The sequence below is a fragment of the Devosia lucknowensis genome (genome assembly GCF_900177655.1).
Classification (GTDB): Bacteria; Pseudomonadota; Alphaproteobacteria; order Rhizobiales; family Devosiaceae; genus Devosia; species Devosia lucknowensis.
Window position 1 is genome coordinate 2070099 of the sequence record NZ_FXWK01000001.1, and the last position, 25697, is coordinate 2095795.

Annotated in this window: 25 protein-coding genes; 19 read left to right on the forward strand and 6 right to left on the reverse strand. The window is 62.3% G+C overall.

Annotated features, from left to right (window positions below; all coding sequences use genetic code 11):
* The first annotated feature begins 34 nt into the window (after positions 1-34).
* From CCK88_RS10220 to CCK88_RS10280, 14 genes are all read left to right on the forward strand, one after another.
* Positions 35-979, forward strand: coding sequence for a sugar-binding transcriptional regulator (locus CCK88_RS10220; protein ID WP_086470329.1), 945 nt, complete (start codon positions 35-37; stop codon positions 977-979).
* 268 nt (positions 980-1247) lie between these two features.
* A complete protein-coding gene (locus CCK88_RS10225) occupies positions 1248-2558 on the forward strand; it encodes an ABC transporter substrate-binding protein (protein WP_086470330.1) in 1311 nt (436 codons plus the stop codon).
* Positions 2559-2815: 257 nt separating this feature from the next.
* Positions 2816-3688 carry a carbohydrate ABC transporter permease gene (locus CCK88_RS10230; RefSeq protein WP_086470331.1) on the forward strand — a complete coding sequence of 291 codons (873 nt, stop codon included), beginning with the start codon at positions 2816-2818 and terminating at the stop codon, positions 3686-3688.
* Positions 3689-3843: 155 nt separating this feature from the next.
* The gene (locus tag CCK88_RS10235) at positions 3844-4674 is read left to right on the forward strand and encodes a carbohydrate ABC transporter permease (protein WP_086470332.1); all 831 of its coding nucleotides are present in this window, start codon (positions 3844-3846) and stop codon (positions 4672-4674) included.
* Between the two features lie 165 nt (positions 4675-4839).
* A complete protein-coding gene (locus CCK88_RS10240; RefSeq protein WP_086470333.1) occupies positions 4840-5844 on the forward strand; it encodes an ABC transporter ATP-binding protein in 1005 nt (334 codons plus the stop codon).
* A 212-nt stretch (positions 5845-6056) separates the two neighbouring features.
* The gene (locus tag CCK88_RS10245) at positions 6057-7529 is read left to right on the forward strand and encodes a mannitol dehydrogenase family protein (RefSeq protein WP_086470334.1); all 1473 of its coding nucleotides are present in this window, start codon (positions 6057-6059) and stop codon (positions 7527-7529) included.
* Positions 7530-7583: 54 nt separating this feature from the next.
* Positions 7584-9170 carry an FGGY-family carbohydrate kinase gene (locus CCK88_RS10250; protein ID WP_086470335.1) on the forward strand — a complete coding sequence of 529 codons (1587 nt, stop codon included), beginning with the start codon at positions 7584-7586 and terminating at the stop codon, positions 9168-9170.
* Between the two features lie 84 nt (positions 9171-9254).
* Positions 9255-12605: a transglutaminase family protein gene (locus CCK88_RS10255; RefSeq protein WP_086470336.1), complete on the forward strand. Its 3351-nt coding sequence runs from the start codon at positions 9255-9257 to the stop codon at positions 12603-12605.
* 4 nt (positions 12606-12609) lie between these two features.
* Positions 12610-15021 carry a circularly permuted type 2 ATP-grasp protein gene (locus tag CCK88_RS10260; RefSeq protein ID WP_086470906.1) on the forward strand — a complete coding sequence of 804 codons (2412 nt, stop codon included), beginning with the start codon at positions 12610-12612 and terminating at the stop codon, positions 15019-15021.
* A gap of 9 nt (positions 15022-15030) precedes the next feature.
* Complete coding sequence (locus tag CCK88_RS10265) at positions 15031-15909, forward strand: transglutaminase family protein (RefSeq protein WP_086470337.1); 879 nt, start codon at positions 15031-15033, stop codon at positions 15907-15909.
* 101 nt (positions 15910-16010) lie between these two features.
* Positions 16011-16181 (forward strand): hypothetical protein, encoded by a 171-nt coding sequence (locus tag CCK88_RS18440; RefSeq protein WP_170926425.1) that lies wholly within the window; start codon positions 16011-16013, stop codon positions 16179-16181.
* 41 nt (positions 16182-16222) lie between these two features.
* Positions 16223-16381, forward strand: a complete 159-nt coding sequence (locus CCK88_RS10270; protein WP_084620373.1) for a DUF3309 family protein — start codon at positions 16223-16225, stop codon at positions 16379-16381.
* A gap of 204 nt (positions 16382-16585) precedes the next feature.
* Positions 16586-16987, forward strand: a complete 402-nt coding sequence (locus tag CCK88_RS10275) for an ElaB/YgaM/YqjD family protein (RefSeq protein ID WP_086470338.1) — start codon at positions 16586-16588, stop codon at positions 16985-16987.
* A gap of 2 nt (positions 16988-16989) precedes the next feature.
* On the forward strand, positions 16990-17418 hold the full coding sequence (locus CCK88_RS10280; protein WP_086470339.1) for a hypothetical protein: 429 nt from the start codon (positions 16990-16992) through the stop codon (positions 17416-17418).
* Here the strand turns inward: CCK88_RS10280 and CCK88_RS10285 are convergent.
* The 3 genes from CCK88_RS10285 to CCK88_RS10295 all read right to left on the reverse strand — a co-directional run bounded on the left by CCK88_RS10285 (position 17415) and on the right by CCK88_RS10295 (position 20580).
* On the reverse strand, positions 17415-18332 hold the full coding sequence (locus tag CCK88_RS10285) for a diacylglycerol/lipid kinase family protein (RefSeq protein WP_140048959.1): 918 nt from the start codon (positions 18330-18332) through the stop codon (positions 17415-17417). The two genes, CCK88_RS10280 and CCK88_RS10285, sit on opposite strands and share 4 nt — an antisense overlap.
* Complete coding sequence (locus CCK88_RS10290; protein ID WP_170926426.1) at positions 18329-19744, reverse strand: sensor histidine kinase; 1416 nt, start codon at positions 19742-19744, stop codon at positions 18329-18331. Before CCK88_RS10290 ends, CCK88_RS10285 begins: the two co-directional genes overlap by 4 nt.
* An 83-nt stretch (positions 19745-19827) precedes the next feature.
* Complete coding sequence (locus CCK88_RS10295) at positions 19828-20580, reverse strand: Crp/Fnr family transcriptional regulator (RefSeq protein ID WP_086470342.1); 753 nt, start codon at positions 20578-20580, stop codon at positions 19828-19830.
* Positions 20581-20711: 131 nt separating this feature from the next.
* Between CCK88_RS10295 and CCK88_RS10300 the strand changes: the two genes are divergently transcribed.
* On the forward strand, positions 20712-21092 hold the full coding sequence (locus CCK88_RS10300) for a response regulator (protein ID WP_086470343.1): 381 nt from the start codon (positions 20712-20714) through the stop codon (positions 21090-21092).
* Here CCK88_RS10300 and CCK88_RS10305 read toward each other — a convergent pair.
* A complete protein-coding gene (locus CCK88_RS10305; protein WP_086470344.1) occupies positions 21065-21616 on the reverse strand; it encodes an RNA polymerase sigma factor in 552 nt (183 codons plus the stop codon). The genes CCK88_RS10300 and CCK88_RS10305 overlap by 28 nt on opposite strands.
* A 4-nt stretch (positions 21617-21620) precedes the next feature.
* A complete protein-coding gene (locus CCK88_RS10310) occupies positions 21621-21824 on the reverse strand; it encodes a NepR family anti-sigma factor (RefSeq protein ID WP_425290618.1) in 204 nt (67 codons plus the stop codon).
* Positions 21825-22001: 177 nt separating this feature from the next.
* On the opposite strand from CCK88_RS10310, the gene CCK88_RS10315 reads away from it, so the two are divergent.
* Positions 22002-22796 carry a response regulator gene (locus CCK88_RS10315; protein ID WP_086470346.1) on the forward strand — a complete coding sequence of 265 codons (795 nt, stop codon included), beginning with the start codon at positions 22002-22004 and terminating at the stop codon, positions 22794-22796.
* A 116-nt stretch (positions 22797-22912) separates the two neighbouring features.
* Complete coding sequence (locus CCK88_RS10320; protein ID WP_086470907.1) at positions 22913-23077, forward strand: DUF1328 domain-containing protein; 165 nt, start codon at positions 22913-22915, stop codon at positions 23075-23077.
* A gap of 48 nt (positions 23078-23125) precedes the next feature.
* Here CCK88_RS10320 and CCK88_RS10325 read toward each other — a convergent pair whose 3' ends face one another.
* Positions 23126-23929 carry a YdcF family protein gene (locus CCK88_RS10325; protein ID WP_244557469.1) on the reverse strand — a complete coding sequence of 268 codons (804 nt, stop codon included), beginning with the start codon at positions 23927-23929 and terminating at the stop codon, positions 23126-23128.
* A 144-nt stretch (positions 23930-24073) separates the two neighbouring features.
* On the opposite strand from CCK88_RS10325, the gene CCK88_RS10330 reads away from it, so the two are divergent.
* Together CCK88_RS10330 and CCK88_RS10335 are read left to right on the forward strand one after the other, a co-directional pair.
* The gene (locus CCK88_RS10330) at positions 24074-24871 is read left to right on the forward strand and encodes an ABC transporter ATP-binding protein (protein ID WP_086470909.1); all 798 of its coding nucleotides are present in this window, start codon (positions 24074-24076) and stop codon (positions 24869-24871) included.
* A gap of 66 nt (positions 24872-24937) precedes the next feature.
* Complete coding sequence (locus tag CCK88_RS10335) at positions 24938-25690, forward strand: transporter substrate-binding domain-containing protein (RefSeq protein WP_086470347.1); 753 nt, start codon at positions 24938-24940, stop codon at positions 25688-25690.
* Positions 25691-25697 lie beyond the last annotated feature (7 nt).

The window sequence follows — 25697 nt, forward strand, 5'->3', positions numbered from 1 at the left end:
GGAATAATCGCGTGACCGTCACGACGAGGGCCCGATGGCTGCGCGAACCGAAAACATGGCGACCCGGCTCGACGATGCCGCCCGGGCGGGCTGGCTCTACTATGTCGCCGGCAATACCCAGGAAGAGATCGCCGCCAAGATGGGCATTTCGCGTCAGACCGCGCAGCGCCTCGTCTCGCTCTCGGTCAGCGAGGGCCTGATCAAAGTCCGTCTCGATCACCCGATCGGCCGCTGCCTCGATCTTGCCCAGCGCCTTACCGACCGGTTCGGCCTCGTCCAGTGCGAAGTCGTGCCCTCCGATCCAGCCTCTGGGTCCACCACCATCGGGGTCGCCGAAGCCGGCGCGGCCGAGATCGAGCGCTACCTCAAGAGCACAGACCCAATCGTCATGGCCATCGGCACTGGCCGAACGCTCAAAGCCGCCATCGAGCAGCTCCAGCCCATGGATTGCCAGCACCACAAGGTCGTCTCGCTCACCGGCAATATCGCCCCCGATGGCTCCGCTGCGTTCTACAACGTCATCTTCAACGTCGCCGATACGGTGAAGGCCCGGTCCTTCCCCATGCCCCTGCCGGTCATTGCCTCTTCGGCCAGGGAGCGCCAATTGCTCCACACCCAGGCGATGATCGAAGCGACGCTGGTCCTCGCCGCGCAAGCCCAGGTCACCTTCGTCGGCGTCGGCCATCTCGGCCCCGACGCGCCGCTGCTCCTCGATGGTTTCATCACCGAAACCGAACACGCAGAACTGCTGAAAGCCGGCGCCGTCGGCGAAATCTGCGGCTGGACCTTCGATGCCGCAGGCGAATTGATCGCTGGCCTCACCAATGATCGCGTCGCCTCCGCCCCGATTCCCAAGGGCCCCGTCATCGCCCTCGCCATGGGCCGCAGCAAAGCCGCCTCCATCCGCGCCGCCCTGAAAAGTGGTTTGGCCAATGGCGTCATCACCGACGAGGCAACGGCCGAGATGCTGCTGGCCTGACCCACTCTGAATTCTCGGCGGCCGTGACCACCCGGCTCGTCCGGGTGGTCCATCTGGCTGCGCGGTGGATTGCCCGGACAAGCCGGGCAATGACGATAGTGCAGGCGTCGCGGCTCTGTTCCCGCATCGCCTGACGCCCACCCAAATAGCGGTTTTCACACCCTCGACCCCAAACGAGCAAAAATACCCCGCTTGACACTTTCGCTCAGCTGGTGAACATTTGCCCAAGATGAGAGCAAAAACTCGCTCCGTCCTTGGGAGGATATCAATGAAACTCACACCCCTTTTCGCGGGCGCAATTCTGCTTGCCCTGGCTGGCTCGGCTTCGGCGCAGACACTGACGATTGCGACGGTGAACAATGGCGACATGATCCGCATGCAGGGTCTCTCGAGCGCCTTCACCGAAGAAACCGGCATCGAGCTCAATTGGGTGGTGCTGGAGGAGAATACGCTCCGTCAGAACGTCACCACCGACATCGCCACCAATGGTGGCCAGTACGACATCATGACCATCGGCACCTACGAAGCCCCGATCTGGGCCAAGCAGGGCTGGCTGAAGCCCCTCGATGGCCTCGCCGCCGATGCCGATTACGATGTCGACGATCTCCTGCCCGCTATCCGCGGCGGCCTTTCGCTTGATGGCAAGCTTTACGCAGCGCCCTTCTACGGCGAATCCAGCTTCATCATGTACCGCACCGATCTGATGGAAAAAGCCGGCCTCGAAATGCCCGATGCCCCGACCTGGGAATTCATCGGCGAGGCCGCCCGCGCCATGACCGACCGTGCCAACGACATCAACGGCATCTGCCTGCGCGGCAAGGCCGGCTGGGGCGAGAACATGGCTTTCCTGACCGCCATGTCCAATTCCTTCGGCGCCCGCTGGTTCGACGAAAACTGGCAGCCCCAGTTCAACACGCCGCAGTGGAAGGAAACGCTCGATACCTACCTCTCGCTGATGGCCGATGCCGGCCCCGCCGGTGCCTCGTCCAACGGCTTCAACGAAAACCTGACCCTGTTCCAGCAGGGCAAGTGCGGCATGTGGATCGACGCCACCGTCGCCGCGTCCTTCGTGACCAATCCCAACGACTCGACGGTCGCGGACAAGGTCGGCTTTGCTCAGGCGCCCGACAATGGCCTGGGCAAGCGCGGCAACTGGCTCTGGGCCTGGTCGCTGGCCATCCCGGCGTCTTCCCAGAATGCCGAGGCCGCCGAGCAGTTCATCGGCTGGGCAACCGACAAGGCCTATCTCGAGCTCGTGGCTGAACAGGACGGCTGGGCCAACGTGCCGCCCGGCACCCGCACCTCGCTCTATGAGAATGCGGACTATCAGGCCGCCGCACCCTTCGCCGCCATGACCCTGGCTTCGATCAACTCCGCCGACCCGAACAACCCGACTGTCGATCCGGTGCCCTATACCGGCGTGCAGTTCGTGGCCATTCCGGAGTTCGCCGGCATCGGCACCAATGTCGGCCAGCTCTTCTCCGCCGCTCTCGCCGGCCAGATGAGTGCCGACGACGCGCTGGCCCAGGCCCAGGACGCCACCACCCGCGATATGACCCGCGCCGGCTACATCAAGTAACTTCGAGCCGTCCCGAAGGGCAAATCGCTCCGGTGGAGCGATTTGAGGCGAGAAAGCCATGAGAGCTACGCTCGAATGGCCCGGCAATGGGGTGGGGATGCTCCGGCACCCCCACCCAACCTCCCCCTGAAAAGGGGGAGGAGCGAACAGGTGTTCGTGGCGAGATCTCGCCACCGAGTGAAGCGAACTCCTCCCCCTTTTTCAGGGGGAGGCCGGGTGGGGGTTCTTCCCCGTCCACCGAGACTCTGGGGTAGAAATTGGCCACGAGACAGACTCGCACGCTTGCCCGCACCATGATGGCGCCTGCCGTCATCGTGCTCTTCATCTGGATGATCGTGCCACTGGTCATGACCGTCTGGTTCTCGTTCCAGAACTACAACCTCATCAACCCGATGATGACGGGCTTTGCCGGTTGGGCGAACTACGTCTACGTCATCGGCGATCCAAGCTTCACCCAGGCGCTGGTCAACACCCTCCTGCTGGTGGGCGGGGTTCTGGTCATCACCATTGTCGGCGGCACCTTCCTCGCTCTCCTGCTCGATCAGCCCATATGGGGCCAGGGGATCTTGCGCATCCTCGTCATTTCGCCCTTCTTCGTCATGCCGCCGGTCGCTGCCCTGATCTGGAAGAACGGCTTCATGCACCCCGGCTATGGCATGCTCGGCCATCTCTGGAAGTTCTTCGGTCTCCAGCCGGTCGATTGGTTCAACCAGTATCCACTGTTCTCGGTCATCGTGATCGTCGCCTGGCAATGGCTGCCGTTTGCGACGCTGATCCTCTTGACCGCCTTGCAGTCCCTCTCGGAAGAACAGCGCGAGGCCGCGGAAATGGACGGCGCCAATGCTGTCAATCGCTTCCGCTACATCATCATGCCGCACATGGCCCGGGCGATCACCATCGTGATCCTGATCCAGACCATCTTCCTGCTCGGCATCTTCGCTGAAATCCGCGTCACAACCGGCGGTGGCCCGGGCTATGCCTCCACCAACATCGCCTTCCTCGTCTTCCGCACCGGCATCCTGTCCAACGACATCGGCGCCGGTTCCGCGGGTGGCGTCGTGGCCGTCATCATCGCCAACATCGTCGCCATCTTCCTGATGCGCTCCGTGGGGAAGAACCTCGATGCGTAACGCAATGCCCGTCTCACCCACCGTGTCATTCCGGCGCAGGCCGGAATCCATGTCCGCATCTTCCCTCGACCACTGCGTTCTCGGTCCGCTTCGCGCCTGGATTCCGGCCTGCGCCGGAATGACTCGGTGGTCGACGGAAGGGTGGGAGAAATAAAATGGCCCGCCGCGTCCCTGTTCAAACCCGCATCGGTTTCACCATCCTCGCCTGGGGCATTGCCCTCCTGCTCTTCTCGCCCATCCTTTGGACCATCGTCACGGCCTTCAAGACGGAGGCCGAGGCCATAGCCTCGCCGCCGACATTCCTGCCGCAGACCTTCACGCTCGACAATTTCGGCGCCGTGCAGGACCGTTCCGACTACGTCAAGCACGCGACCAATTCGATCATCGTTTCGGTCGGCTCGACGCTTCTTGGCCTGCTGATCGCCATCCCCGCGGCCTGGTCCATGGCCTTCGCCCCGACCAAGCGCACCAAGGACATCCTGATGTGGATGCTCTCGACCAAGATGATGCCGGCCGTCGGCGTGCTGATCCCGATCTACCTGATCTTCCGCGATCTCAGGCTCCTCGATACCGTGCACGGCCTGACGCTGATCATGACCCTGATCAACCTGCCCATCATCATCTGGATGCTCTACACCTACTTCAAGGAAATCCCGGTCGACATTCTCGAAGCCGCCCGCATGGACGGCGCCGAGCTCTGGAACGAGATCACCCACGTCCTCATCCCCATGGCGATCCCCGGCATCGCCTCGACGCTCCTGCTCAACGTCATCCTCGCCTGGAACGAAGCGTTCTGGACCATCACGCTCACCTCGGGCCGTGCCGGCACGCTGACCGCCTTCATCTCGTCTTTCTCGTCGCCGCAGGGCCTCTTCCTCGCCAAACTCTCCGCCGCCTCCCTCCTCGCCATCGCCCCCATCCTGCTGCTCGGCTGGTTCAGCCAGAAGCAGCTCGTGCGTGGTCTGACGTTCGGGGCGGTGAAATGAAGGAGCTTACACCCCCGCCCAACCTCCCCCTGGTAGGGGGAGGAGTCGTGTGGTGGCTCACCAGCCTCCTGCCAAACTCGATGCATCCCTCCCCCTCCCAGGGGGAGGCCAGGTGGGGGTTCTCACCCACCTCCACGAAACGCTCAGCCTAGAAGGACCAAAAACATGGGTTCCATCACCCTCGAACACGTCAACAAGTCCTTCGGCGAGGTCCAGGTCATCCCGGACATTTCACTCGACATCAAGGATGGCGAGTTCGTCGTCTTCGTCGGGCCCTCGGGCTGCGGAAAGTCGACACTCCTGCGGCTGATTGCGGGCCTTGAGGACACGACCTCCGGCCATATCAAGCTTGACGGAGAGGATGTCACCGACGCTCCGCCCGCGCGCCGTGGCCTCGCGATGGTCTTCCAGTCCTATGCGCTCTACCCGCATATGAGCGTGCGCGACAACATCGCCTTCCCGCTCAAGATGGCCAAGGTCCCGCAGGCCGAGATCGACCGCAAGGTCGACTACGCCGCGCGCACCCTCAATCTCGCTTCCTATCTCGATCGCAAGCCTCGCGCCCTGTCCGGCGGGCAGCGCCAGCGCGTCGCCATCGGCCGCGCCATCGTCCGCGAGCCCAAGGCGTTCCTCTTTGACGAACCGCTGTCCAATCTGGACGCAGCGCTGCGCGTCAACATGCGCCTCGAGATCACCGAACTGCACCAGCAGCTCAAGACCACGATGATCTACGTCACGCACGACCAGGTCGAAGCCATGACCATGGCCGACCGCATTGTGGTGCTCAATGCCGGCAATGTTGAGCAGTTCGGCTCACCGCTCGAGCTCTACAAGCGCCCCGCAAACCGCTTCGTCGCCGGATTCATCGGATCGCCCAAGATGAACTTCGTGGACGGCGCCGAGGCGCAGAAGCATCAGGCAGCTTCGATCGGCGTCCGCCCCGAACATTTCACGCTTTCGACGACCGAAGGCGCAGGCCAGTGGCGCGGGACCGTCAACGTCGCCGAACAGCTCGGCTCCGATACCTTCCTCCACGTCGATGTGGACGGCCTTGGACTGATGACGGTCCGCACCGATGGCGACCAGACCTTCACCCACGGCGACAAGATCTGGCTCACCCCCGATCCCAACCGCATCTACAAGTTCGACGCTGCAGGGCAGGCGATCTGAATGCGCACCGCACCACCCACCATCGTCATCACCGGGCTTGTCCCGGTGATCCATCCGGCCACAAGCTGGATTGTCCGGACAAGCCGGGCAATGACGACGAATGGGAGCGTCGCGTCTCATCCTCAATGTCATTCCCGCGAAAGCGGGAACCCCTGTTTCCCTGTAACGGAGGCTCCCGCTTTCGCGGCTATGACTCCGAGGTTTATCTCGACATGACCAAACTCTCCGTCGCCACCCTTCCCTCGATCACCACCGCCGCCAGGCCCGCCTATTCCCGCGACACCCTGACCCCCGGCATCGTCCATTTCGGCGTCGGCAACTTTCATCGCGCCCATCAGGCCGTCTATCTCGACGCGCTCTTCAATCGTGGCGAGGGTCACGACTGGGCGCTGATCGGCGCTGGCGTGCGCGAAGCCGACGAAGCCATGCGCCAGAAACTCATGGGCCAGGATTGGCTGACCACCGTCGTCGAGCAGGAGGCCGACTCTAGCTCGGCGCGCATCACCGGCGTGATGATCGACTACTTGAAACCCGGCGACAGCGCCGCGGTCATTGCCAGGCTCGCCGATCCCGCCATCCGCATCGTCTCCCTGACCATCACCGAGGGCGGATATTATATCGACCCGGCCTCGCAGAAATTCGACCCGACCCATCCCGACATCGTCTACGACGCCGCCAACCCCGACGCGCCGAAAACCGCGTTTGGCCTGATTCTTGCCGGTCTCGTCGCGCGCAAGAACGCGGGTCTGCAGCCCTTCACCGTCATGAGCTGCGACAACATTCCCGGCAACGGCCATGTCACCGAAAACGCTGTCGCCGGCCTCGCTCGCCTGGTCGATCCGGCGCTGGCCGAATGGGTCAAGACCTCGGTCGCCTTCCCCAATGGCATGGTCGACCGCATAACTCCGGCAACCTCCGACCGCGAGAAAAAACTTCTCGCCGAGAATTTCGGTATCGACGATTCCTGGCCGGTCTTCTGCGAAAACTTCAAGCAATGGGTGCTTGAGGACAATTTCCCCGCCGGCCGCCCTGCTCTCGAAAAGGTCGGCGTCCAGTTCGTGCCCGATGTCGCGCCCTACGAGCACATGAAGATCCGCATCCTCAACGGCGGCCATGCCACCATCGCCTACCCGGCCGGTCTTATGGATATCCACTTCGTTCACGAGGCCATGGAGCATCCACTCGTTTCCGCCTTCCTCAGGAAGATCGAGACCGAAGAGATCATCCCGGTCGTCCCTCCCGTGCCGGACACCGACCTTCATGACTATCTCGCGCTCTGCGAAAAGCGCTTCGCCAACCCCAAGATCGGCGACACGATCCGTCGTCTCGCTCTCGATGGATCGAACCGTCAGCCCAAGTTCATCATCCCTAGCGCGCTCGACCGCGCAAATGCTGACCATTCGCTAACCGGATTGGCTTTGGTGTCTGCTTTTTGGTGTCGTTATTGCTACGGAACGACGGATTCTGGCGAAGAAATCGCACAAAATGATCCGAGCTGGGATCGGCTGACTGCCCAGTCCCGGAAAGCCAGGGAAAACCCGGCGGCCTGGCTCGAAATGACCGACATCTATGGCGACCTCGCCAAGGCTCCATCTTTCGTTGCCGCTTTCACCAAGTCCTTGAACCACATCTGGAAAAACGGAACCGAGGCGACGCTCCAAGCCTATCTCGCCGACCGCCTCTAGCCCCTCAGTCCTGCTTCCGCTAAGGTCCGCCCGGACTGAACAAGAGAGGCCGGCGTGGCGCAAGACCTCCTGGTGGGAGTGGATGTCGGGACTGGCAGCGCCCGGGCCGGCGTCTTCACGCGCCACGGCAAACTGTTGGGTCGCCACGAAAATCCCATCGCCATGAGGCGCACCGGCGCCAACTTCGCCGAACACGACAGCGAGGATATCTGGTCCGCCGTCTGTCAGGCGGTGCAGGCCGCCATCGCGCAGGCCAACGTCAAGAGTAGCGACGTCGTCGGCATCGCCTTTGATGCAACCTGCTCCCTCGTCGTCCGGGATATCAGGGGTGAGCAGGTCACGGTTTCCGACGATGGAAAAGATCGTTGGGACACAATCGTTTGGCTTGACCATCGCGCCCTCGAAGAGGCCGATGAATGCAATCGCACCGGCCATGAAGTACTCCATTTTGCCGGTGGCGTCATGTCGCCGGAAATGGAAGTGCCCAAGCTCATGTGGCTCAAGCGCCACCTGCCGCAAAGCTGGGCGCGCGCCGGCCAGATGTTTGATCTTGCTGACTTTTTGTCCTGGAAGGCGACCGGCTCGCTCGCCCGCTCGCAATCGACCCTGACCTGCAAATGGACTTATCTTGGCCACCGCACGCCCGGCTGGAGCCAGGATTTCCTCCAACGCGTCGGTCTCGGCGACCTTTTGGAAAAAGCGGCCCTTCCTGAACGCGCCAGTCCCGTTGGTGCCGATCTGGGCCCACTGACCAAGGCCGCGGCCAGCCAGCTCGGACTGACCGAAAACTGCCGCGTCGGCGCAGGCCTCATCGATGCTCATGCCGGCGCGCTCGGCGTCCTTGGTGCCTTCACCTCCGATGTCGGCACCATCGACCGCCATCTGGCCCTTATCGCTGGAACATCGAGCTGCGTCATGGCTTTATCGGCCGAGGACCGTCCGACATCGGGCGTCTGGGGACCCTATTTCGGTGCTGTCCTGCCCGGCGTCTGGCTTAATGAAGGTGGTCAGTCCGCAACCGGCGCGCTGCTCGATCACATCATCCGTTGGCACGGCGCTGGCGGTGAACCGACACGCGAGAGGCACCTTGCAATCTGTCGTCGCGTCATGGAGCTGCGAGAAAGCGAGGGCCTCGCCCTCGCCAACCGCTTGCACGTGCTGCCTGATTTCCACGGCAACCGCTCCCCCTTGGGTGATCCTTTCGCCCGCGGCGTCATTTCGGGCCTGACACTCGACAGTGACTTCGACTCGCTCTGCCGCCTCTACTGGCGCACCTGTGTCTCCATCGCCCTCGGCGTCCGCCACATCCTTGAAACGCTGAACACGCGCGGCTACGCCATCGACACCCTCCACATCACTGGCGGCCACACGAAAAATCCACTGCTGATGGAGCTTTACGCCGACGCCACCGGCTGTACCGTGGTCGAGCCGTCGACCCCTGACGCTACCCTTTTGGGCATGGCCATGGTCGCAGCCAACGCCGCACTGCTCTATCCCAGTCTCGACCAGGCCTGCCTGTCCATGCAGCAGGGCGGCACATCGCGAGCGCCAAACCCACAGGCCCGCGCGCAGTTCGAGCGCGACTACCAGATCTTCCTCGAAATGCTGCGCCAACGACAAGTCATCGACAGCCTCGAGTAGCCCGCTACCCAAGCGCCGCATTCCCGGCTAAGCTCTTTGCCGGGAAGTCTTATTCTGTGGCCTCAGAGCGAGCGACAAAGCCGCATGTCGATCAAAGCCGCCATCTACCACCTCACCCACTACAAATATGATCGACCGGTCATTCTGCAGCCGCAGATTATCAGGCTGCAGCCGGCACCGCATTCGCGCACCAAGGTCTTGAGCCACTCGCTGCGGGTCTCGCCATCGCTGCATTTTGTCAACGTGCAGCAGGATCCATACGGCAACTTCCTCACGCGGTTCGTTTTTCCCGAGCCGGTGACCGAACTCAAGATCGAAGTGGATCTGGTCGCGGACATGACCGTCTACAATCCATTCGACTTTTTCGTCGAGGAAAGCGCAGAAACCTGGCCGTTCGACTACCCGGAAGACATTCGCGCCGACCTTGCCGTCTACCGCCAACCCCAGCCCGCCGGGCCGCTCCTTCAGGATTATCTCGACGCAATCGACAAGCACCCGAAGAACACGGTGACGTTCGTCACCGAGCTCAATGCCCACCTGCAGCAGACCATCAGCTATATCGTTCGTATGGAGACCGGTGTGTGGACGCCGGAAGAGACACTCCACAACCGCAAGGGGTCCTGCCGGGATTCAAGCTGGCTGCTGGTCAATATTCTGCGCCACCTCGGTTTCGCTGCGCGTTTCGTCTCCGGCTACTTGATTCAGCTCAAGCCTGACCTTGTCTCGCTCGATGGACCTGCGGGCACTGACCACGATTTCACCGACCTGCATGCATGGTGCGAAGTCTACCTGCCCGGTGCCGGATGGATCGGTCTCGACCCCACTTCAGGCCTTTTGACCGGCGAAAGCCACGTGCCGCTTGCCGCCACCCCGCACTATCGCAACGCTGCTCCGATTTCGGGCTATGCGTCCTTCGCCGAAGTCGATTTCGCCTTCGATATGAAGGTCACACGGGTGGCCGAGCATCCGCGGATCACGAAACCATTCTCTGACGAGAGTTGGGAGCGCCTCGATGCCTTGGGCAAGCAGGTCGATGCCAAACTCGCTCAGCAGGATGTCCGCCTCACCATGGGCGGCGAACCGACTTTCGTTTCCATCGACGATTTCGAGTCCGAAGAATGGAATGCCGGCGCGGTCGGGCCGACCAAGCGTCGTTTGGCCGACGATCTCATTCGTCGCCTGCGCAGTCGCTTCGCGCCCAACGGCTTGCTGCACCACGGTCAGGGCAAGTGGTATCCCGGAGAAAGCCTGCCGCGCTGGACCTTCTCGCTTTACTGGCGGGTGGACGGAAAACCCGTCTGGCAGGATGCAAAGCTCATCGCCCAAGAAGGCATCGACTATGGCGTCACCAACAATCATGCCGAGGCGCTGAGCCAGTCCATCGCCTCCAACCTGGGTCTCGGTACGCAGTCCATTGCGGCTGCATACGAAGATCCAGCGGAATGGATTTTGCGGGAAGCCAGGCTTCCGGACAATGTCGACCCGTCCAACTCCAGGTTGGCCGATCCCGAAGAGCGTGCGCGCATTGCCGGGGTGTTTGATCGCGGATTGAGCACGCCCACTGGCTATGTCTTGCCTGTCCAGCGCTGGAACGCCCCGGCCAGCGACAACCGGCGTTGGGTCACCGAGCAATGGAAGACGCGCCGCGGCAAACTCTACCTGGCGCCCGGCGACAGCGCCGCCGGCTACCGCCTTCCCCTGTCTAGCCTCCGGCACCTCGACGCCACCAACTATCCTCACATTGTGCCAATGGATCCCGGGGCGCCGCGGGGCCCGCTGCCAGAGCCGGGAATCATCGCCACCTCAGACAATGGATCGGCCGCCGATATCCGCCCTCAACCTGCCGCCAGCTTCACGGCCGCCACCGAAGGACAGGTGATCAACGAGCAGGTCCTCGACGAAATCGACTCCAGCGTCCGCACTGCGGTCACGGTAGAGGTGCGCGAAGGCCGTCTTTGCGTCTTCCTGCCGCCAGTCGCAGCACTCGAGGATTATCTCGAGCTCATCGCCGCCACCGAAGCTGCAGCGCGGGACATCGGCAAACCGGTGCATGTCGAGGGTTATGCGCCTCCGCACGATCCTCGTCTCAATGTCATCCGGGTCGCCCCGGACCCCGGTGTCATCGAGATCAATATCCACCCCGCATCCAGCTGGGACGACTGCGTCGCCACGACCAACGCGGTCTACGAAGAGGCCCGCCAGTGCCGCCTGGGAGCCGACAAGTTCATGATCGACGGCAAGCATGTCGGAACCGGTGGCGGCAATCACGTCGTCGTCGGCGGCGCTACGCCCAATGACAGCCCGTTCCTGCGGCGTCCGGACCTGCTCAAATCGCTGGTGCTGCATTGGCAGCGGCACCCTTCCATGAGCTACCTGTTCTCCGGCCTGTTCATCGGGCCGACGAGTCAGGCGCCCCGGCTCGACGAAGCGCGGCACGACAGTCTCTACGAACTCGAAATCGCCCTCGCCCAGGTCCCGTCGTTCGGAGAGGGCGAGCCGCCCCTGCCCTGGTTGACCGACCGCCTCTTCCGCAATCTGCTGGTCGACGTCACCGGCAACACGCACCGGGCCGAAATCTGCATCGACAAGCTCTACTCGCCCGATGGTCCGACCGGCAGGCTCGGCCTCGTCGAATTCCGCGGCTTCGAGATGCCGCCCAATGCACGGATGTCGCTGGCTCAGCAACTCCTGGTGCGTGCCCTTATCTCCCGTTACTGGGACCGTCCCCTCGCTGGCGATTTTACGCGGTGGGGCACGGCCCTGCACGACCGTTTCATGCTCTCGACCTTTGTCTGGCAGGATTTTCTGGGCGTCCTCGACGATCTGCGCCAGCATGGCTTCGACTTCGACCCGGCCTGGTTCGCCGCCCAGCGCGAATTCCGCTTTCCCTTCTGTGGCGAAGTCAGCGTCGAAGGCGTGACGCTTGAGCTCCACCAGGCGCTCGAACCCTGGCATGTCATGGGCGAACAGGGCGCCATCGGTGGCACTGTCCGGTTTGTCGACAGCTCTGTCGAACGGCTTGAAGTCAGGCTCGCGACCCCGGATCGGGATAGGTATCGGGTCACCTGCAACCAGCGCGACGTCCCGCTCAGGCCGAGCGGGGTGTCGGGGCAACTGGTGGCGGGTGTTCGGTTCAAGGCGTGGCAGCCCGCCTCCGGCATGCATCCGGTCATGCCCGTCCACGCGCCGCTCGTCTTCGACATCTACGACACCTGGAGCGGCCGCGCCGTCGGCGGGTGCACCTACCATGTCGCCCACCCCGGCGGGCGCAACTACGAGACCTTCCCCGTCAATGGCAACGAAGCCGAAGCCCGGCGCCTCGCCCGCTTCGTGCCCCATGACTACACACCGGGCCCCTATGTCCTGCGGCCCGAAAAGCCTGCGGATGACTTCCCGCTGACGCTTGACCTCCGGCGTCCGCCGCGCTTCACGTGATGCCATGACCTCGCGCACTTCCCAGACCCGCGGCAAGCCTCCGGCCGGTCATGGCATCATTGCTGATTACCATCTGCTGCCGGGCGTGCCCGACGAAATGGTCGACCCGTCCGGCCGGCTCCGTCCGGGCTGGGACAAGCTCATGGCCGCCTTCGATGCGCTGGGGCCGACCGAGCTTGCTGCCCGCTTCGAACGAGCCGACCAATATCTGCGCGACGCTGGCGTGTTCTACCGCAAGTATGACGGCGCCGAGGGCAAGGAACGCGCCTGGCCGCTTGCCCATATCCCGCTCTTGATCGACGAGGCCGACTGGATCCAGATTTCGAGTGGCCTGACGCAGCGGGCCGAATTGCTCGAGCGGATCGTCGCCGACATCTACGGCAACAACACGCTGGTGCAGGAAGGCCTTCTACCTGCCGAACTGGTGGCTCAGAACAACGAGTTCCTGCGGCCCATGGTGGGAATCCGGCCCGCCAGCGGTCACTTCCTGCACTTCTGCGCCTTCGAACTCGGCCGGGGCCCCGATGGGACCTGGTGGGTCCTAGGCGATCGCACCCAGGCACCTTCCGGCGCGGGCTTTGCCCTCGAAAATCGCGTGGCGACGACGCGCGCGCTCTCGGACATATATTCGGGACTGAACATCAATCGCCTGGCGGGCTTCTTTCGTGGCTTCCGCGACGCGCTATTTGCCCAGGCCCGCCGCGACGGCGGGCGTGTGGGCATCCTGACGCCGGGGCAGCTGAACGAAACCTATTTCGAGCACGCCTACATCGCCCGCTATTTGGGATTGATGCTGCTCGAGGGCGAGGATCTCGTCGTCGAGGACGGTCAGGTCATGGTGCGGACGGTTGCCGGCTTGCGGCCCGTGAGCGTGTTGTGGCGGCGGCTCGACGCCAGCTTCGCGGATCCGCTCGAGCTGCGCTACGACAGCCATATCGGCACGCCCGGAATGGTCGAGGCGCTGCGCTCGGGCTCGATATCCATGATCAACGCGTTGGGTACCGGCATTCTCGAAACCCGCGCCTTTGCAGCCTTCATGCCCCGCATCTGCAAGCACCTGCTGGGGACCGGTCTCGAACTGCCCGAAATTGCCACGTGGTGGTGCGGCCAGGGCGCTGAACAGGAATATGTCCTCGACAATTTCGACAGCCTGATGATCGGCCCGGCATTCTCCACCCAGCTGCCCTTCGACGACCTCAGAGGCACCGCTCTGGGTGCGAGCATGACGGTCGAGCAGAAAGCGCAGTTGCGGGATCGGATCGCCGCTCAGGGCGGCTTTTATGTCGGCCAGGAGCCCGTCCGCCTGTCCACGGCGCCGGTCTATTCCGATGGCAGGCTCGAGCCGCGGCCCATCACGCTGCGCGTCTACGCTGCGCGGACCGAGGCAGGCTGGACCATCATGCCGGGCGGCTTCGCCCGGGTCGGATCGACGACGGACACCACCGCGCTCGCCATGCAGCGCGGCGGCCAGGCAGCGGACGTCTGGGTCATGTCGTCCAAACCCGTCGAGCAGGTCTCTCTCTTGCCGGTGGAAGGCCAGAGGCTGGTCCGAAATTCGCCTGGAAGCTTGCCGAGCCGGGCAGCGGACAACCTCATATGGTTGGGCCGCTATGCCGAGCGGTGCGAAGCCACAGTCCGCATTCTGCGGGCCTACAATGCGCGCCTCGCCGAGTTGTCCAAGCCTGACCTACCGATATTGAGCCATACTACGGCTTTTCTTCAAACGCTGGACGTCGATGCATCCGAAGCGATGCCGGTCGGCCTGCTGGCGTCGATCGACAGCGCCGTGCACAGTGCAGGCCAGATACGCGATCGGTTTTCGCCTGATGGCTGGCTGGCGCTCAACGACTTGCAGAAGACAGCGCAGCGCTTCGCCACGCGGGTAGGCCCAGGCGATGACGCGACCCGAGCGATGACGGTCTTGTTGCGCAAGCTTGCGGGCTTCTCCGGCCTCGTACACGAAAACATGTATCGGTTCGCTGGCTGGCGCTTCCTCGAACTCGGCCGCCGTCTCGAGCGAGCCATCCAGATCACACGGGCCACTTCGTGGCTGACCGATAAGTCGGCTCCCGATGGATCCTTGGAAATGCTGCTCGAAATCGGTGACAGCGTCATGTCGCATCGCCGTCGCTACTCGGTGAGCGCGGGAACCCAGAGCGTCGTCGATCTGCTGATCCTCGACCCGCTCAATCCGCGGTCCACCCTCTTCCAGCTTGCCGAGTTGCGCACACAAATCGAAACCCTCCCAGGGGGTGTCGAGGATGGGCAACTCTCGCCGGCCGCCAAGCTGGCATTGCAGATTCACACCGATCTCATGATCGCCGAGCCGGCAGAACTGCCCCCTGAGGGGCTGGATCGCGTCGCATCGGAGATCGGCATGTTGTCCGGCCTGATCGCCGCAGCGTATTTCACCTGAGGCGCCGCGATGCTTTACGACATCCGCATGACGCTCGAATACGACTACGATGCGCCCGTTCATGGCGGCCGCCATCACATCCGTGTCGCTCCGACGACCGTGCAAGGTATTCAGCGCGTCATTGCCGCCTCTTTGACCGTCGATCCCAGGCCCGCGCGACAGACGGCCTTTCTCGACTTTTTCGGCAATGCGGTGACCGCCATCACCATGGTCGAGCCGCATGAAAAGCTGACGATAAAGCTTTCGGCGCGGGTTTACGTCGAAGATCTCACGCCGCCTGCGGACCTCTCGCCACCCCTGGCGGAGCTGGCTCGTGAAATCGCGCAATACTGGTCCATTTCCCCCGAGAGCCCGCAGCACTTCCTCGCAGCGTCGCCGCGCGTGCAGGTCGTACCCGAAATCACCGCCTACGCGACGGATGTCACCTCAGGCACGCAGACCACGCTCGAAGCGGTTACAGCCCTCTGCATGGCGATACACAAGGACTTCCAGTACGATCCCAAGGCGACAGATGTCGAAACCCGGCCAGCCGAAGCCTTCGCATTGCGCAAGGGTGTCTGCCAGGATTTTGCGCACGTCATGATCGCCGGACTGCGCGGGCTGGGCATACCGGCGGGATATGTGTCCGGTTTCCTGCGCACCAACCCTCCCCCGGGAAAACCACGCCTCGAAGGCGCGGACGCCATGCATGCATGGGTCCGTGCGTGGTGCGGCAAAAGCCTTGGCTGGGTGGAGTTCGACCCAACCAACGCCATGGTCGCCGGACCCGACCATATTTCCATCGGCTCAGGCCGGGACTATGCCGACATTTCGCCGATCGTCGGCGTCCTGCGAACCCACGGCTCCCACGAAACTCGCCAGTCTGTGGATGTCGTGAGGGTCGAATAGCGCGGCGGCGGAACCAATTCGAATACTTCTCCGTTCATATCGCACGCGGTTCGAAAGTCCCGCCAGGATAGATCCGGCACCCCGGGTCGCAGGAGAAGAACATGAACCACTCTCAGCTCAAGCCGTATGAAAAGTCAGCCCGTGCAACCACCGCCGTATGGGGTGATGACGTGCTGAACCATCAGCCGCGCTTTGCTGAAGTGGCCGTCGCTCTCCTGCCAGCGTCATTGATCCTGGCAACGGCTACCGCGCTGCTGGTAGCGCTGATCTAGGGTCAGACGGCGCACCAAGCCTTGGGTTTCAGGAGGGTTTCATGACACTTGGCACAATTCTCATCATCATTCTTATTCTGCTGCTGATCGGCGCCTTGCCGAACTGGGGCTATTCGCGAGGGTTCGGATACTTCCCGTCCGGCATTCTCGGTGTCGTTCTGGTCGTGGTGCTGATCCTGGTGCTTATGGGCCGCATCTAGCGCAGAACGTGCGAACAGGCACGCCAGGTCCCTCTGGAATTCCATAAACGGAATGTGCCTTAAGCGGACCAACGGTCGCCCCCTGACGGTCCGCGCCTTTAGTCCCGGCAGGCAATCGCTTGTCGGGACTACTTTTTGCAGGCCGGTGCAAGGGAACTTGGCCACATCCATCGCGTTATTGAGACAACGAAAAGGAGCGTCCACATGGCTACCACATCCGATATGGCACCCACTCGCCGCAAGTCCGCAACCGGCGCCCGCGCCGCAAAGGCAGCAGCCGCAACTGAAGCCAGTGTGCGTGGCGCTGTCGCCGATACGCGCGAACGCCAGCTCGAAGCACAGGTGGCACAGCTGCAGGATGACCTGAAGGCCATCACCGATACGCTCGCCAAGCTCACTGGCGACAAGGTCGGCGAAGCGCGTGCTATTGCCAAGACCGAGATGCGCCATCTGCAGGCCAAGGGCGAACAGCTTCTCAGCGAAGCTCAGGATCAGGCCGGCGAAGTCGAAAAGCAGCTCAAGGACAGCATCCGCGAGAAGCCCCTCACCGCAGTGGCTGCGGCAGCTGGCATCGGCTTCGTTTTCGCCCTTCTCACCCGGCACTAGTCATGGGTTTGATTGGCCCTCTTGCAGCACTCCTCGGCCTGGAGGTCGAGGGGATCGCGGCGCGCGCCAAAGCCATGGCGCTCGTCTACGGCTTGATCGGCTTGTTTTCCGCTATTGCCATCGGCTTCCTTCTGGCAGCCGGGTTCATGGTTCTGGCTGACGAATTCGGTCCGCTCGCAGCGGCGCAGATCATGGCCGGTGTGTTCCTGCTGCTCGCGCTCGCGGTCTATCTCGGGTCGATGGTGGGTCGGAACAAGCGACAGCGTGAACTGGCCGAAAAGCGGCGTGCCAGCGAGAGCGGGGCATTCCTGACCACCGCCGCTCTGACGGCCCTGCCGTTGCTGGCGAAGTCTCCCGCGATCCTTCGTCTGGGCCTGCCAGCGGCAGCGATTGCCGCCATTGCCCTGCTTCGCGACAACAAGCGCGACTAGGTTTCTGAACGGATCTGCGCCGCTGGCATTATCACCGATAGTGCCAGCGGATGTATTTGCAAAGTGACTGCGGTTTCGAGATCGATCAGCTCGCCATCAAGCACCGCAAATGTGCCGCGCTTCCGTTTCGGAAAGCGCAGCACCAGGTCGCGAACCTCGGTTTCACTCACCACCGGGTTAGCCCGCCACCGGCCGGTCATCACGTCGAGAGCAAGGCTGAGCAGCTCTCCGGTCGTCACTGTCTTTGCGACATAGACTCCCAGCCGTCCAGATTTGAGCGACTCCGCAACCGGGACGGGACTGTCGTCGAGCGGATTGTTGGACACCGCCAGTCCGGACGCCGTCACGGTGCGATCGCCCTTTTCAGTATGCAGTTCCATTTCAAAGCGTGGCGGGTCTAAAGCCGCGGCGGCAATGGCGCGCAGGCTTGCCAGCATTTTTCCCACCCGCCCGCGATAGACCATGCCATTGCGGATGCGCACCAGGCGGGCATGGATGCCCACACCAAATTGATGCACGAACGGACGGCCGTTCGCCGTCGCGATGTCGATACGGTCCAGGCGGCCTCGGGCAATTGCCAGCAGCGCCCCGTCGAGATCGAGCGGCATGCCGAGTGCTCGCGCGAACAGGTTCATCGTGCCGGCAGGCAGGACGGCAAGCGGCTTGCCGCTACGGAACGCCATGGCGGCCGCCGTGGAAATGGTACCGTCTCCACCACCGGCAATGATGGCTTCGACATCAGAATCCTGGTTGGCCCTCCGCAACTCCGCTTCAACCGATTTCCCAGGCACGATCCGGCATTGGAGGGCATGTCCCTCCTGCGCATAGAGTGCCTCGGCCCGCCTGGCGAACTCCTCGAGGTTCATGGTGCGGAGCGTCCCACCGTCCCGGTTGAGAATGGCGCGGATTTTCAAAGCGTTCGGTCCCCCGCCATAACCACCGGCTTGGTCAATTCCGGCAACAGGATTGTCACCTTGGTTCCTCCGCCTTCGGGGACGGTATAGTCCGGCAGGCCGCCGAATTGCTCGGACAATTGTCGGATGATGACCGAACCGAGGCCTTGCTCGGAATCCCCGGCCGGTGCGGGCATGCCCACACCATTGTCGCGCACGATGAGCACCGGCACGTCGCGGTCGTCCAGCTTCAAAGTGACGTTGATCTCACCACGCCGTTCGTCGGGGAAGGCATATTTGAGCGCGTTGGTGACCAGCTCCCCAACGAGAATGCCAAGGGTGGTCGCGTCACGCGCGCTGACCTCGATGGCATCGATCTGCCCGCTGAGGAGAATGCGCCCGCCATCGGTCTGGGTCTCGGCAATATCTTCCAGCACCGCTGCCAGGAACTCGTCAGCACTCGCCCGCTCGAGGTCGCTGCCCAGTCTCAGCCGCCGATGCGCTGACGCAACCGCGTGCACCCGTAACCGGGCGGCCTCCAGAGCCGTGCGGACGGCCTCGGACTTGCTGCGGATCATCTGCAGTGCCAGAAGCGACGAGACGGTCGCGAGCGAATTGCCGATCCGGTGATTTGTATCCTGCAGCAAGGCTTCGACGCGTTGCCGCTCGCGTTCGGCGTAAGCGCGCGCTTCTTCGATATCTCTCGTGCGAGCAGCCACTTCTGCTTCGAGAGCCTCATTCTGCGTCACAAGGCCGTGCTGCCTCTGCGCCAGCGCGCTCACCTGTCTCTGCGTACGCATCAGCAACGCATAGGCCAGGATCGCCGCTGCGCAAAGCGCCGCGATCAGCGCTGCGACGAGCCCTGTACGGGTCGTATCGATCGCCTGGTTACGGGTTTCAAGTTTGATGTCTTCTTCCGCAATGAAGTCTTCGAGCGTCCTGCTGACTTCCGCCATCAGGCGGGCGCCCATGCCCGTTTCGGTCAGCGTTTGCGCTTCTTCACTGCGTTCGGTGTTCACGAGCTCCACGGTGCGGTTCATTTCGGCCAGCTTGGTGGCGATGTCGCCCGTGATGCTGATGACGCGGCGGCTTTGCGCATCATCATCGGCGGTCATTTCCAACAGGGTGGACACGCGCTGATCGAGACCGGACACGGCATCGCGATACAGCTGCAGGAACTGCCGGTCGGCGGTCAGCAGGTAGCCCCGTTGGCTGGCCTCGGCCTGGCTGAGCGCGTGCGTCAGCTCGCGCGCCGCGTTGCGCACGGCATAGGTCTTGGTAATGTCGTTGAGCTGGCGATCTATGCCCTGCATCATCAGCAATGCGGCGACAGCGGCCAGGCACAGCAAGCCGAGCGAAACCCAGACAGCAAGGCGTCTGGTGCCTCGCTTGCCGAGCCTGATGGCCTCCGGGCTGCGCGCACGATCGGTCAAGACGCTCATCTCCTGCTCACGGCGCGGTAAGGTCCGGAGCCTCGGCTAGCAATGCAGTGTGCCGGTGGCAGCATTGAGGCCTCTCAGATCAGCGGTCGAACACGTTCGGCTGGTCCATCCCAGCCTGCAACGCGCGCCAGCTCGCCGGCATCCAGAATCTCGCAGCTGCGGCCGAGCCAGCGGATGAGACCCCTGTTCGTCAACTTGCGCAACGTCTTGTTGGTGTGAACGATCGAGAGCCCGAGCGTATCGGCCACATGTTGCTGGGTGAGAGGGATCTGCACATTGCCCTTCCCAAGTCCGACGGCAATCGCACGTTCATGCAGGAAGGCCAGTAGGTAGGCCGCCCGCTCTATTGCCGTACGTCGACCCAGGCTGAGCAGATGATCGTCCAGCATGCGCTCTTCCCGGGACGCAAGCCAAGTAACATCGAAACCAAGTCCTGGATGGTTGCGGAAAAGCTCGTCCAGCCGATCCCGCTGGAACACGCAGAGCACGAGCGGCGAAAGGGCTTCCACCGAGTGTTCCATCTCACCGATGATCGAACCCTGCAGCCCGACAAGGTCACCGGGCAGCAGATAGTTGAGAATTTGCCGTCGTCCATCATCAAGGGTCTTGAAGCGGAATGCCCATCCCGAGAGCACGGTGTAAAGGTGGGCGCTGTGGGCGCCCTCCGAGACGATCGCCGCGCCGGGCTCGGCAGTCATCTCACCGGTCTTGAAACTCGAAACGAACTTCAACTCCGGTACGGTGAAGTCGCGGAACGTCGGCAAGGGACGCAACGGACATTGTTCGCAGGGCACTCGCCGCCCCGTTGATGGAAGAACAAGACTCACGAGATTTCCTGACGCTTTGGAATTCGGAGGCTCAAACGCACGGCCGCCCAAGCGTGTTCCCGCATGTCAAAGTTAAATGACTTCTCGGTCGGTAACCGCGATGAAGTGCTTCCACGGATGAAGGCGGATACATGCTTGCCGGACGCACGGTTCTCGTTGTCGAGACCGAAATCATCATCGCGCTGAGCATCCAGTCCGTTCTCGAAACGCTCGACGCTGCTCACATCACCATCGCCGGCAATCCGCGGGACGCTCAGGACGATGACGCGTTGTCCCTGGTTGGACTGGCGATCATCGAACTGGAACTGCACCGCCCGGCCTCGTTCGAGCTGGCGCGCAAGCTTCATTCGCGCGGCATACCCATCGTCGGCATCACCGCCGACTTTCGCCTACGCGAAGGCGTGCCGGAACTTCCCGGCACCCCAGTGATTGTCAAGCCAGTCCCGGACGATGACATAATCCGGGCAATCCGTCTGCGGCTCGATCAGAACCCGTTGCCGGACGTGACCTGAGCGGAAACGGCGTCCGGACCATAATCGGACTCGCCACTGATCTTGAGCAGTTCGGTCAGGCGCGTCCGCGCGCGGCTGACGCGGCTTTTCATGGTTCCCACCGCACACTCACAGATCGCCGCCGCCTCCTCGTAGGAGAAGCCGGACGCACCGATCAGGATGATTGCTTCGCGCTGATCATCCGGGAGCTTCGACAGCGCTGCCTTGAAATCTTCCAGATCCATGGAGCCGTATTGAGACGGATGCACGGCAAGACGCTCGGTGAAAACACCATCGCTGTCCTGAACTTCGCGGCCGCGTTTACGCATCTGGCTGTAGAATTCATTGCGCAGGATGGTGAAAAGCCAAGCCTTGATATTGGTGCCCATCTCGAAACTGGACTGCTTGGCCCAGGCTTTCATGACGGTGTCCTGGACCAGATCGTCGGCCTTGTCGTGCTTGCCTGTCAGCGAAACAGCAAACGCGCGCAGGCTGGGTAGAGTCGCAAGCATCTCGCGCTTGAACGAGGTTCCTTCCGCACTCATGCGGTTACTCCCCACCCTTGCTGTTCTGCTTGCTGCCTTGCGCTTGCTCGGCATTGTCCAGCTTCTCGAGCAGGTCGAGCAGTTGGTCCGGGACCCCTTCGTCCTGGACAGCACCGTATAGCGCGCGCAGACGCGAGCCTATGTCCGTTGTCGGACCAAGCCCATCTTCCGCCCGCCCCGCCTGCATCCGCACACGTTGCTGCGTCACCAGATCATCCTTTGTCATTCCGCCTTCGACCGCTCAGTCCATGAAACCGCTAGCACTTCAGACCCAGAAATGCGCCGTTTGCATAAAAGTTCCAACCTGCTGGAACTTTTATCGGAAGGCGGCGTTTTCTGCCTTCGTGAGGTCCTGAACTAAAGCGTCATCTTGGGAGTTTCGTCTATGTCATTGTCCACGCGGATCGCCCCGCACCTGCCCTACCTGCGCCGTTTTTCCCGCGCGGTAACAGGCTCGCAGACCTCGGGCGATGCTTATGTTGCCGCCACGCTTGAAGCCCTGATCGCCGATATTTCGCTCTTTCCTGAAGCGTCCAGCGATCGCATCTCGCTCTACAAGCTCTTCTCCGCCCTGTTTTCGTCCTCGGCAGTGACCATTCCGCAGCCGTCCTCGAGCTTTGCCTGGGAACAGCGCGCTGCGGCGAACCTTGCCAATTTGGCGCCACTTCCGCGTCAGGCCTTCCTGCTTGTTGCGGTTGAAGGTTTCACCCATGCACAGGCCGCCGAAATCCTGAACAGCAGCGAAGCAGAATTCGCCGAACTCCTCGACCAGGCGTCGACCGATATCTCCCGCCAGGTTGCGACCGAGATCATGATCATCGAAGACGAACCGCTGATCGCTATGGATATCGAGCAGATGGTCGAAAGTCTTGGCCATAAGGTCGTGAGCATTGCGCGGACCCACAAGGAAGCAGTCAATCTGTTCAACCAGACCCAGCCGCGCATGATCCTTGCGGATATTCAGCTGGCCGATGGTAGCTCGGGCATCGACGCGGTGAACGACATCCTCAATACCCACTCTGTCCCGGTAATCTTCATCACTGCCTTCCCTGAGCGCTTGTTGACCGGCGAACGTCCCGAGCCGACCTTCCTCGTGACCAAGCCCTTCAACCCTGAAATGGTGAAGGCGCTGATCAGCCAGGCTCTGTTTTTCGACGAGGGTTCACGCGCCGCAGCGTGAGCCTGAAATCCCGTTATCCGATCAAGGCCGGCTCCAGCCGGCCTTTTTCATTGCTGCCGGAACCGCCAGCCCAAGCACCGCGTTGATATGGCAAGTTTCTAATCATGGAGTTTCCCATGCTGTACTATGCTCTTGTCTTCCTGGTGATCGCGCTGATTGCAGGTGTTCTTGGCTTCGGTGGTATTGCCGGCGCTTCGGCAGGTATCGCGCAGATCCTGTTCTTCCTGTTCTTGGCCTTCCTGGTCATTTCCCTGGTCGTCGGCCTGTTCCGCAGGACCTGACGGTCGATAACGATTTAAAGAAAATGGCGCCCACTCGGCGCCATTTTTTTATTGGGCGGGAAACAGGTCGTCGGTCCGTCCGGTCAGGTGATAGGCGAGAAGTCCGATCCACTCTCGAACCGCGACCGTCGCAGTCTCGAGGTTCTGGTTCGGATTGGCGATATCGAGCTCGAAACCTTGACGTCCTGAACTTCGATAGTCGGTCGGCCAGGGCATGACAGCAATACCTTGCTTCCTGAAGATGCCGATCGAACGGGGCATATGGAAGGCGGACGTGACCAGAAGCACCGCTCTCGCACCGTCTTCGGCCTGATCGATCATCGCGCGCGTGAAGCTCGCATTTTCGTCCGTGTTCATGGAATTTCCCTCGAGCATCAACCGGTCGTCAGCAATGCCGAAGCTCGTGAAGAACCGGCGCATCGTTTCGGCCTCGCTCTCGGTCTCACCCATCAGGAAACCCCCGCCCCCACTGAGGATCACCCTGGCGTCAGGATATCTCTGGGCCAGCCACAACGTCGTCGTCAGGCGATCGCCTGCCTGGTTGAGCTCGGCGACACCGCGCGCGCTGCTTGGCCTTGCCATGGTGGCCCCGCCCAGCACCACGATCGCACCGACATTCGTCGGCAGTTCACTGGGTTGCTCGAACCGATCCTCGAGCGGCTGAATCAGGACATAGCCGAGGCTGGTGAAACCGACCAGAAACTGAGCCGTAGCGGCCAGCGACAATGATGCGATCGCCATTCGGCGCTTCTTCAGGATCAGGAAGGCAAGACCGGCCAGGAGGAGAAGCAGCACGAGGCTGACCGGTTGGGCAAACAGCCAGAATGCTTTGGAGGCCGCAAAAAACATCATGCTCCCTTTTCGCCTGGGCGGGCAAAACCCGCTTTTTTGCTTGCTATCTCACTCGCTTCTGGTTTTCTACCAGACGGTCAAGATTGCCAGCGAAATAAGGCGATCGCCGGTCAGGAAGGGCCCTGCAAGGGGCCGAAGGTGAGCATGCAGCATGCTGAACCCGCCAAGGCGGGGGCGTCGCCGGTCGTCGTACTGCGCGAAATTCACAAGTCGTTTGGCGCGCTTGAAGTGCTCAAGGGCATCTCCTTTGAAGCGCGAGAGGGACAGGTCATTTCGCTGATCGGTTCGTCCGGCTCAGGCAAGTCGACCCTGCTGCGCTGCATCAACATGCTCGAAGTGCCCGATCAGGGCGACGTGCTGATCGACGGCGAAGCCATTGCCCTGTCCGGGTCGGGCCAGACCCGTCGCATCGCGGACGAAAACCAGATCCGCCGCATTCGCTCCGAATTGGGAATGGTGTTCCAGTCGTTCAATCTCTGGGCGCACATGACCATCCTCGAAAACGTCATGGAAGCGCCTCTGGTCGTGCAAAGACGGGCGCGGTCCGAGGTGGAAGCCGAAGCGCGCGCCATGCTCGACAAGGTCGGCATCGGCTCCAAGGCAGATGCCTACCCGGCCCAGCTTTCGGGCGGCCAGCAGCAGCGAGCCGCCATTGCCCGCGCACTCTGCGTCAATCCGCGCGTCATGCTGTTCGACGAGCCGACATCGGCACTCGACCCCGAACTGGAAGTCGAAGTTCTGCGCGTCATCAAGCTGCTCGCCGACGAGGGTCGCACAATGATCCTCGTGACCCACGACATGGACTTTGCTCGATCTGTCTCAGACCATGTCATCTTCCTGCACCAGGGCCACATCGAGGAACAGGGGACACCCGCACAGGTTTTCGGCGCCACACAATCGGCGCGCCTCAAGCAATTCCTGAATGCCGCCAGCCATGCCTGACGGCATTGAGAAACGACCCGGAATGCCGGGCGACAATGCAGACGTAAAACAAAACGGAGAACAACCATGAAGAAGTTGATGCTCGCGGCCACGGCCGTCCTCGCTCTCGGCACTCCTGCATTCGCACAGGAAACCGTGCGCATTGCCACCGAAGGCGCCTATGCGCCGTGGAATTTCCTCAACGATTCCGGCGCGCCGGCTGGCTTCGAAATCGACCTCGGCAATGCCATCTGCGAGAAGGCCAGCCTGTCTTGCGAATGGATCATCAACGACTGGGATTCGATCATCCCCAACCTGCTCGCCGGCAACTACGACCTGATCATGGCTGGCATGTCGATCACCGACGAGCGCCTCGAGACCATCGACTTCTCGCAGAACTACTTCCCGCCCGATCCGTCCAAGTTCGTTGCGCCTGCCGGTGACACGGTTGATCCCGCCAATCTTTCGGGCGCGCGCATTGGCGTCCAGGGTGGCACGATCCAGGCTGCCTATGCCGAGGAAAACCTCGCTTCGGGCAACACCGTGGTGACCTTCTCGACGGCTGACCAGGCAATGGCCGACCTGATGGCCGGCAATCTCGACACCATCCTCGCCGATGGCGCTTACCTCGAGCCGGTCGTTGCGGCCTCGCCCGACGCCATCGTTTTCGTGGGCGAAGACGTGATGATCGGCAACGGCGTCGGTGCAGGCCTGCGCAAGGACGATGCGGACCTCAAGGCCAAGGTCGATGAAGCGCTGACCGCTCTCAAGGCCGACGGCACTGTCGACAAGCTGATCGCACAGTGGTTCGAAGGCCGCGGTCCCTATTTCGCCGAGTAATCGGATC

Bases quoted from the DNA above. Each gene is read 5' to 3' on its own strand.
- CCK88_RS10220 (WP_086470329.1), top strand. From the start codon at position 35: ATGGCTGCGCGAACCGAAAACATGGCGACCCGGCTCGACGATGCCGCC.
- CCK88_RS10255 (WP_086470336.1), top strand. From the start codon at position 9,255: ATGTCGATCAAAGCCGCCATCTACCACCTCACCCACTACAAATATGAT.
- CCK88_RS10265 (WP_086470337.1), top strand. From the start codon at position 15,031: ATGCTTTACGACATCCGCATGACGCTCGAATACGACTACGATGCGCCC.
- CCK88_RS10280 (WP_086470339.1), top strand. From the start codon at position 16,990: ATGGGTTTGATTGGCCCTCTTGCAGCACTCCTCGGCCTGGAGGTCGAG.
- CCK88_RS10225 (WP_086470330.1), top strand. From the start codon at position 1,248: ATGAAACTCACACCCCTTTTCGCGGGCGCAATTCTGCTTGCCCTGGCT.
- CCK88_RS10320 (WP_086470907.1), top strand. From the start codon at position 22,913: ATGCTGTACTATGCTCTTGTCTTCCTGGTGATCGCGCTGATTGCAGGT.
- CCK88_RS10315 (WP_086470346.1), top strand. From the start codon at position 22,002: ATGTCATTGTCCACGCGGATCGCCCCGCACCTGCCCTACCTGCGCCGT.
- CCK88_RS10260 (WP_086470906.1), top strand. From the start codon at position 12,610: ATGACCTCGCGCACTTCCCAGACCCGCGGCAAGCCTCCGGCCGGTCAT.
- CCK88_RS10235 (WP_086470332.1), top strand. From the start codon at position 3,844: ATGGCCCGCCGCGTCCCTGTTCAAACCCGCATCGGTTTCACCATCCTC.
- CCK88_RS10240 (WP_086470333.1), top strand. From the start codon at position 4,840: ATGGGTTCCATCACCCTCGAACACGTCAACAAGTCCTTCGGCGAGGTC.
- CCK88_RS10305 (WP_086470344.1), bottom strand. From the start codon at position 21,616: ATGAGTGCGGAAGGAACCTCGTTCAAGCGCGAGATGCTTGCGACTCTA.
- CCK88_RS10300 (WP_086470343.1), top strand. From the start codon at position 20,712: ATGCTTGCCGGACGCACGGTTCTCGTTGTCGAGACCGAAATCATCATC.
- CCK88_RS18440 (WP_170926425.1), top strand. From the start codon at position 16,011: ATGAACCACTCTCAGCTCAAGCCGTATGAAAAGTCAGCCCGTGCAACC.
- CCK88_RS10330 (WP_086470909.1), top strand. From the start codon at position 24,074: ATGCAGCATGCTGAACCCGCCAAGGCGGGGGCGTCGCCGGTCGTCGTA.
- CCK88_RS10335 (WP_086470347.1), top strand. From the start codon at position 24,938: ATGAAGAAGTTGATGCTCGCGGCCACGGCCGTCCTCGCTCTCGGCACT.
- CCK88_RS10245 (WP_086470334.1), top strand. From the start codon at position 6,057: ATGACCAAACTCTCCGTCGCCACCCTTCCCTCGATCACCACCGCCGCC.
- CCK88_RS10275 (WP_086470338.1), top strand. From the start codon at position 16,586: ATGGCTACCACATCCGATATGGCACCCACTCGCCGCAAGTCCGCAACC.
- CCK88_RS10270 (WP_084620373.1), top strand. From the start codon at position 16,223: ATGACACTTGGCACAATTCTCATCATCATTCTTATTCTGCTGCTGATC.
- CCK88_RS10325 (WP_244557469.1), bottom strand. From the start codon at position 23,929: ATGATGTTTTTTGCGGCCTCCAAAGCATTCTGGCTGTTTGCCCAACCG.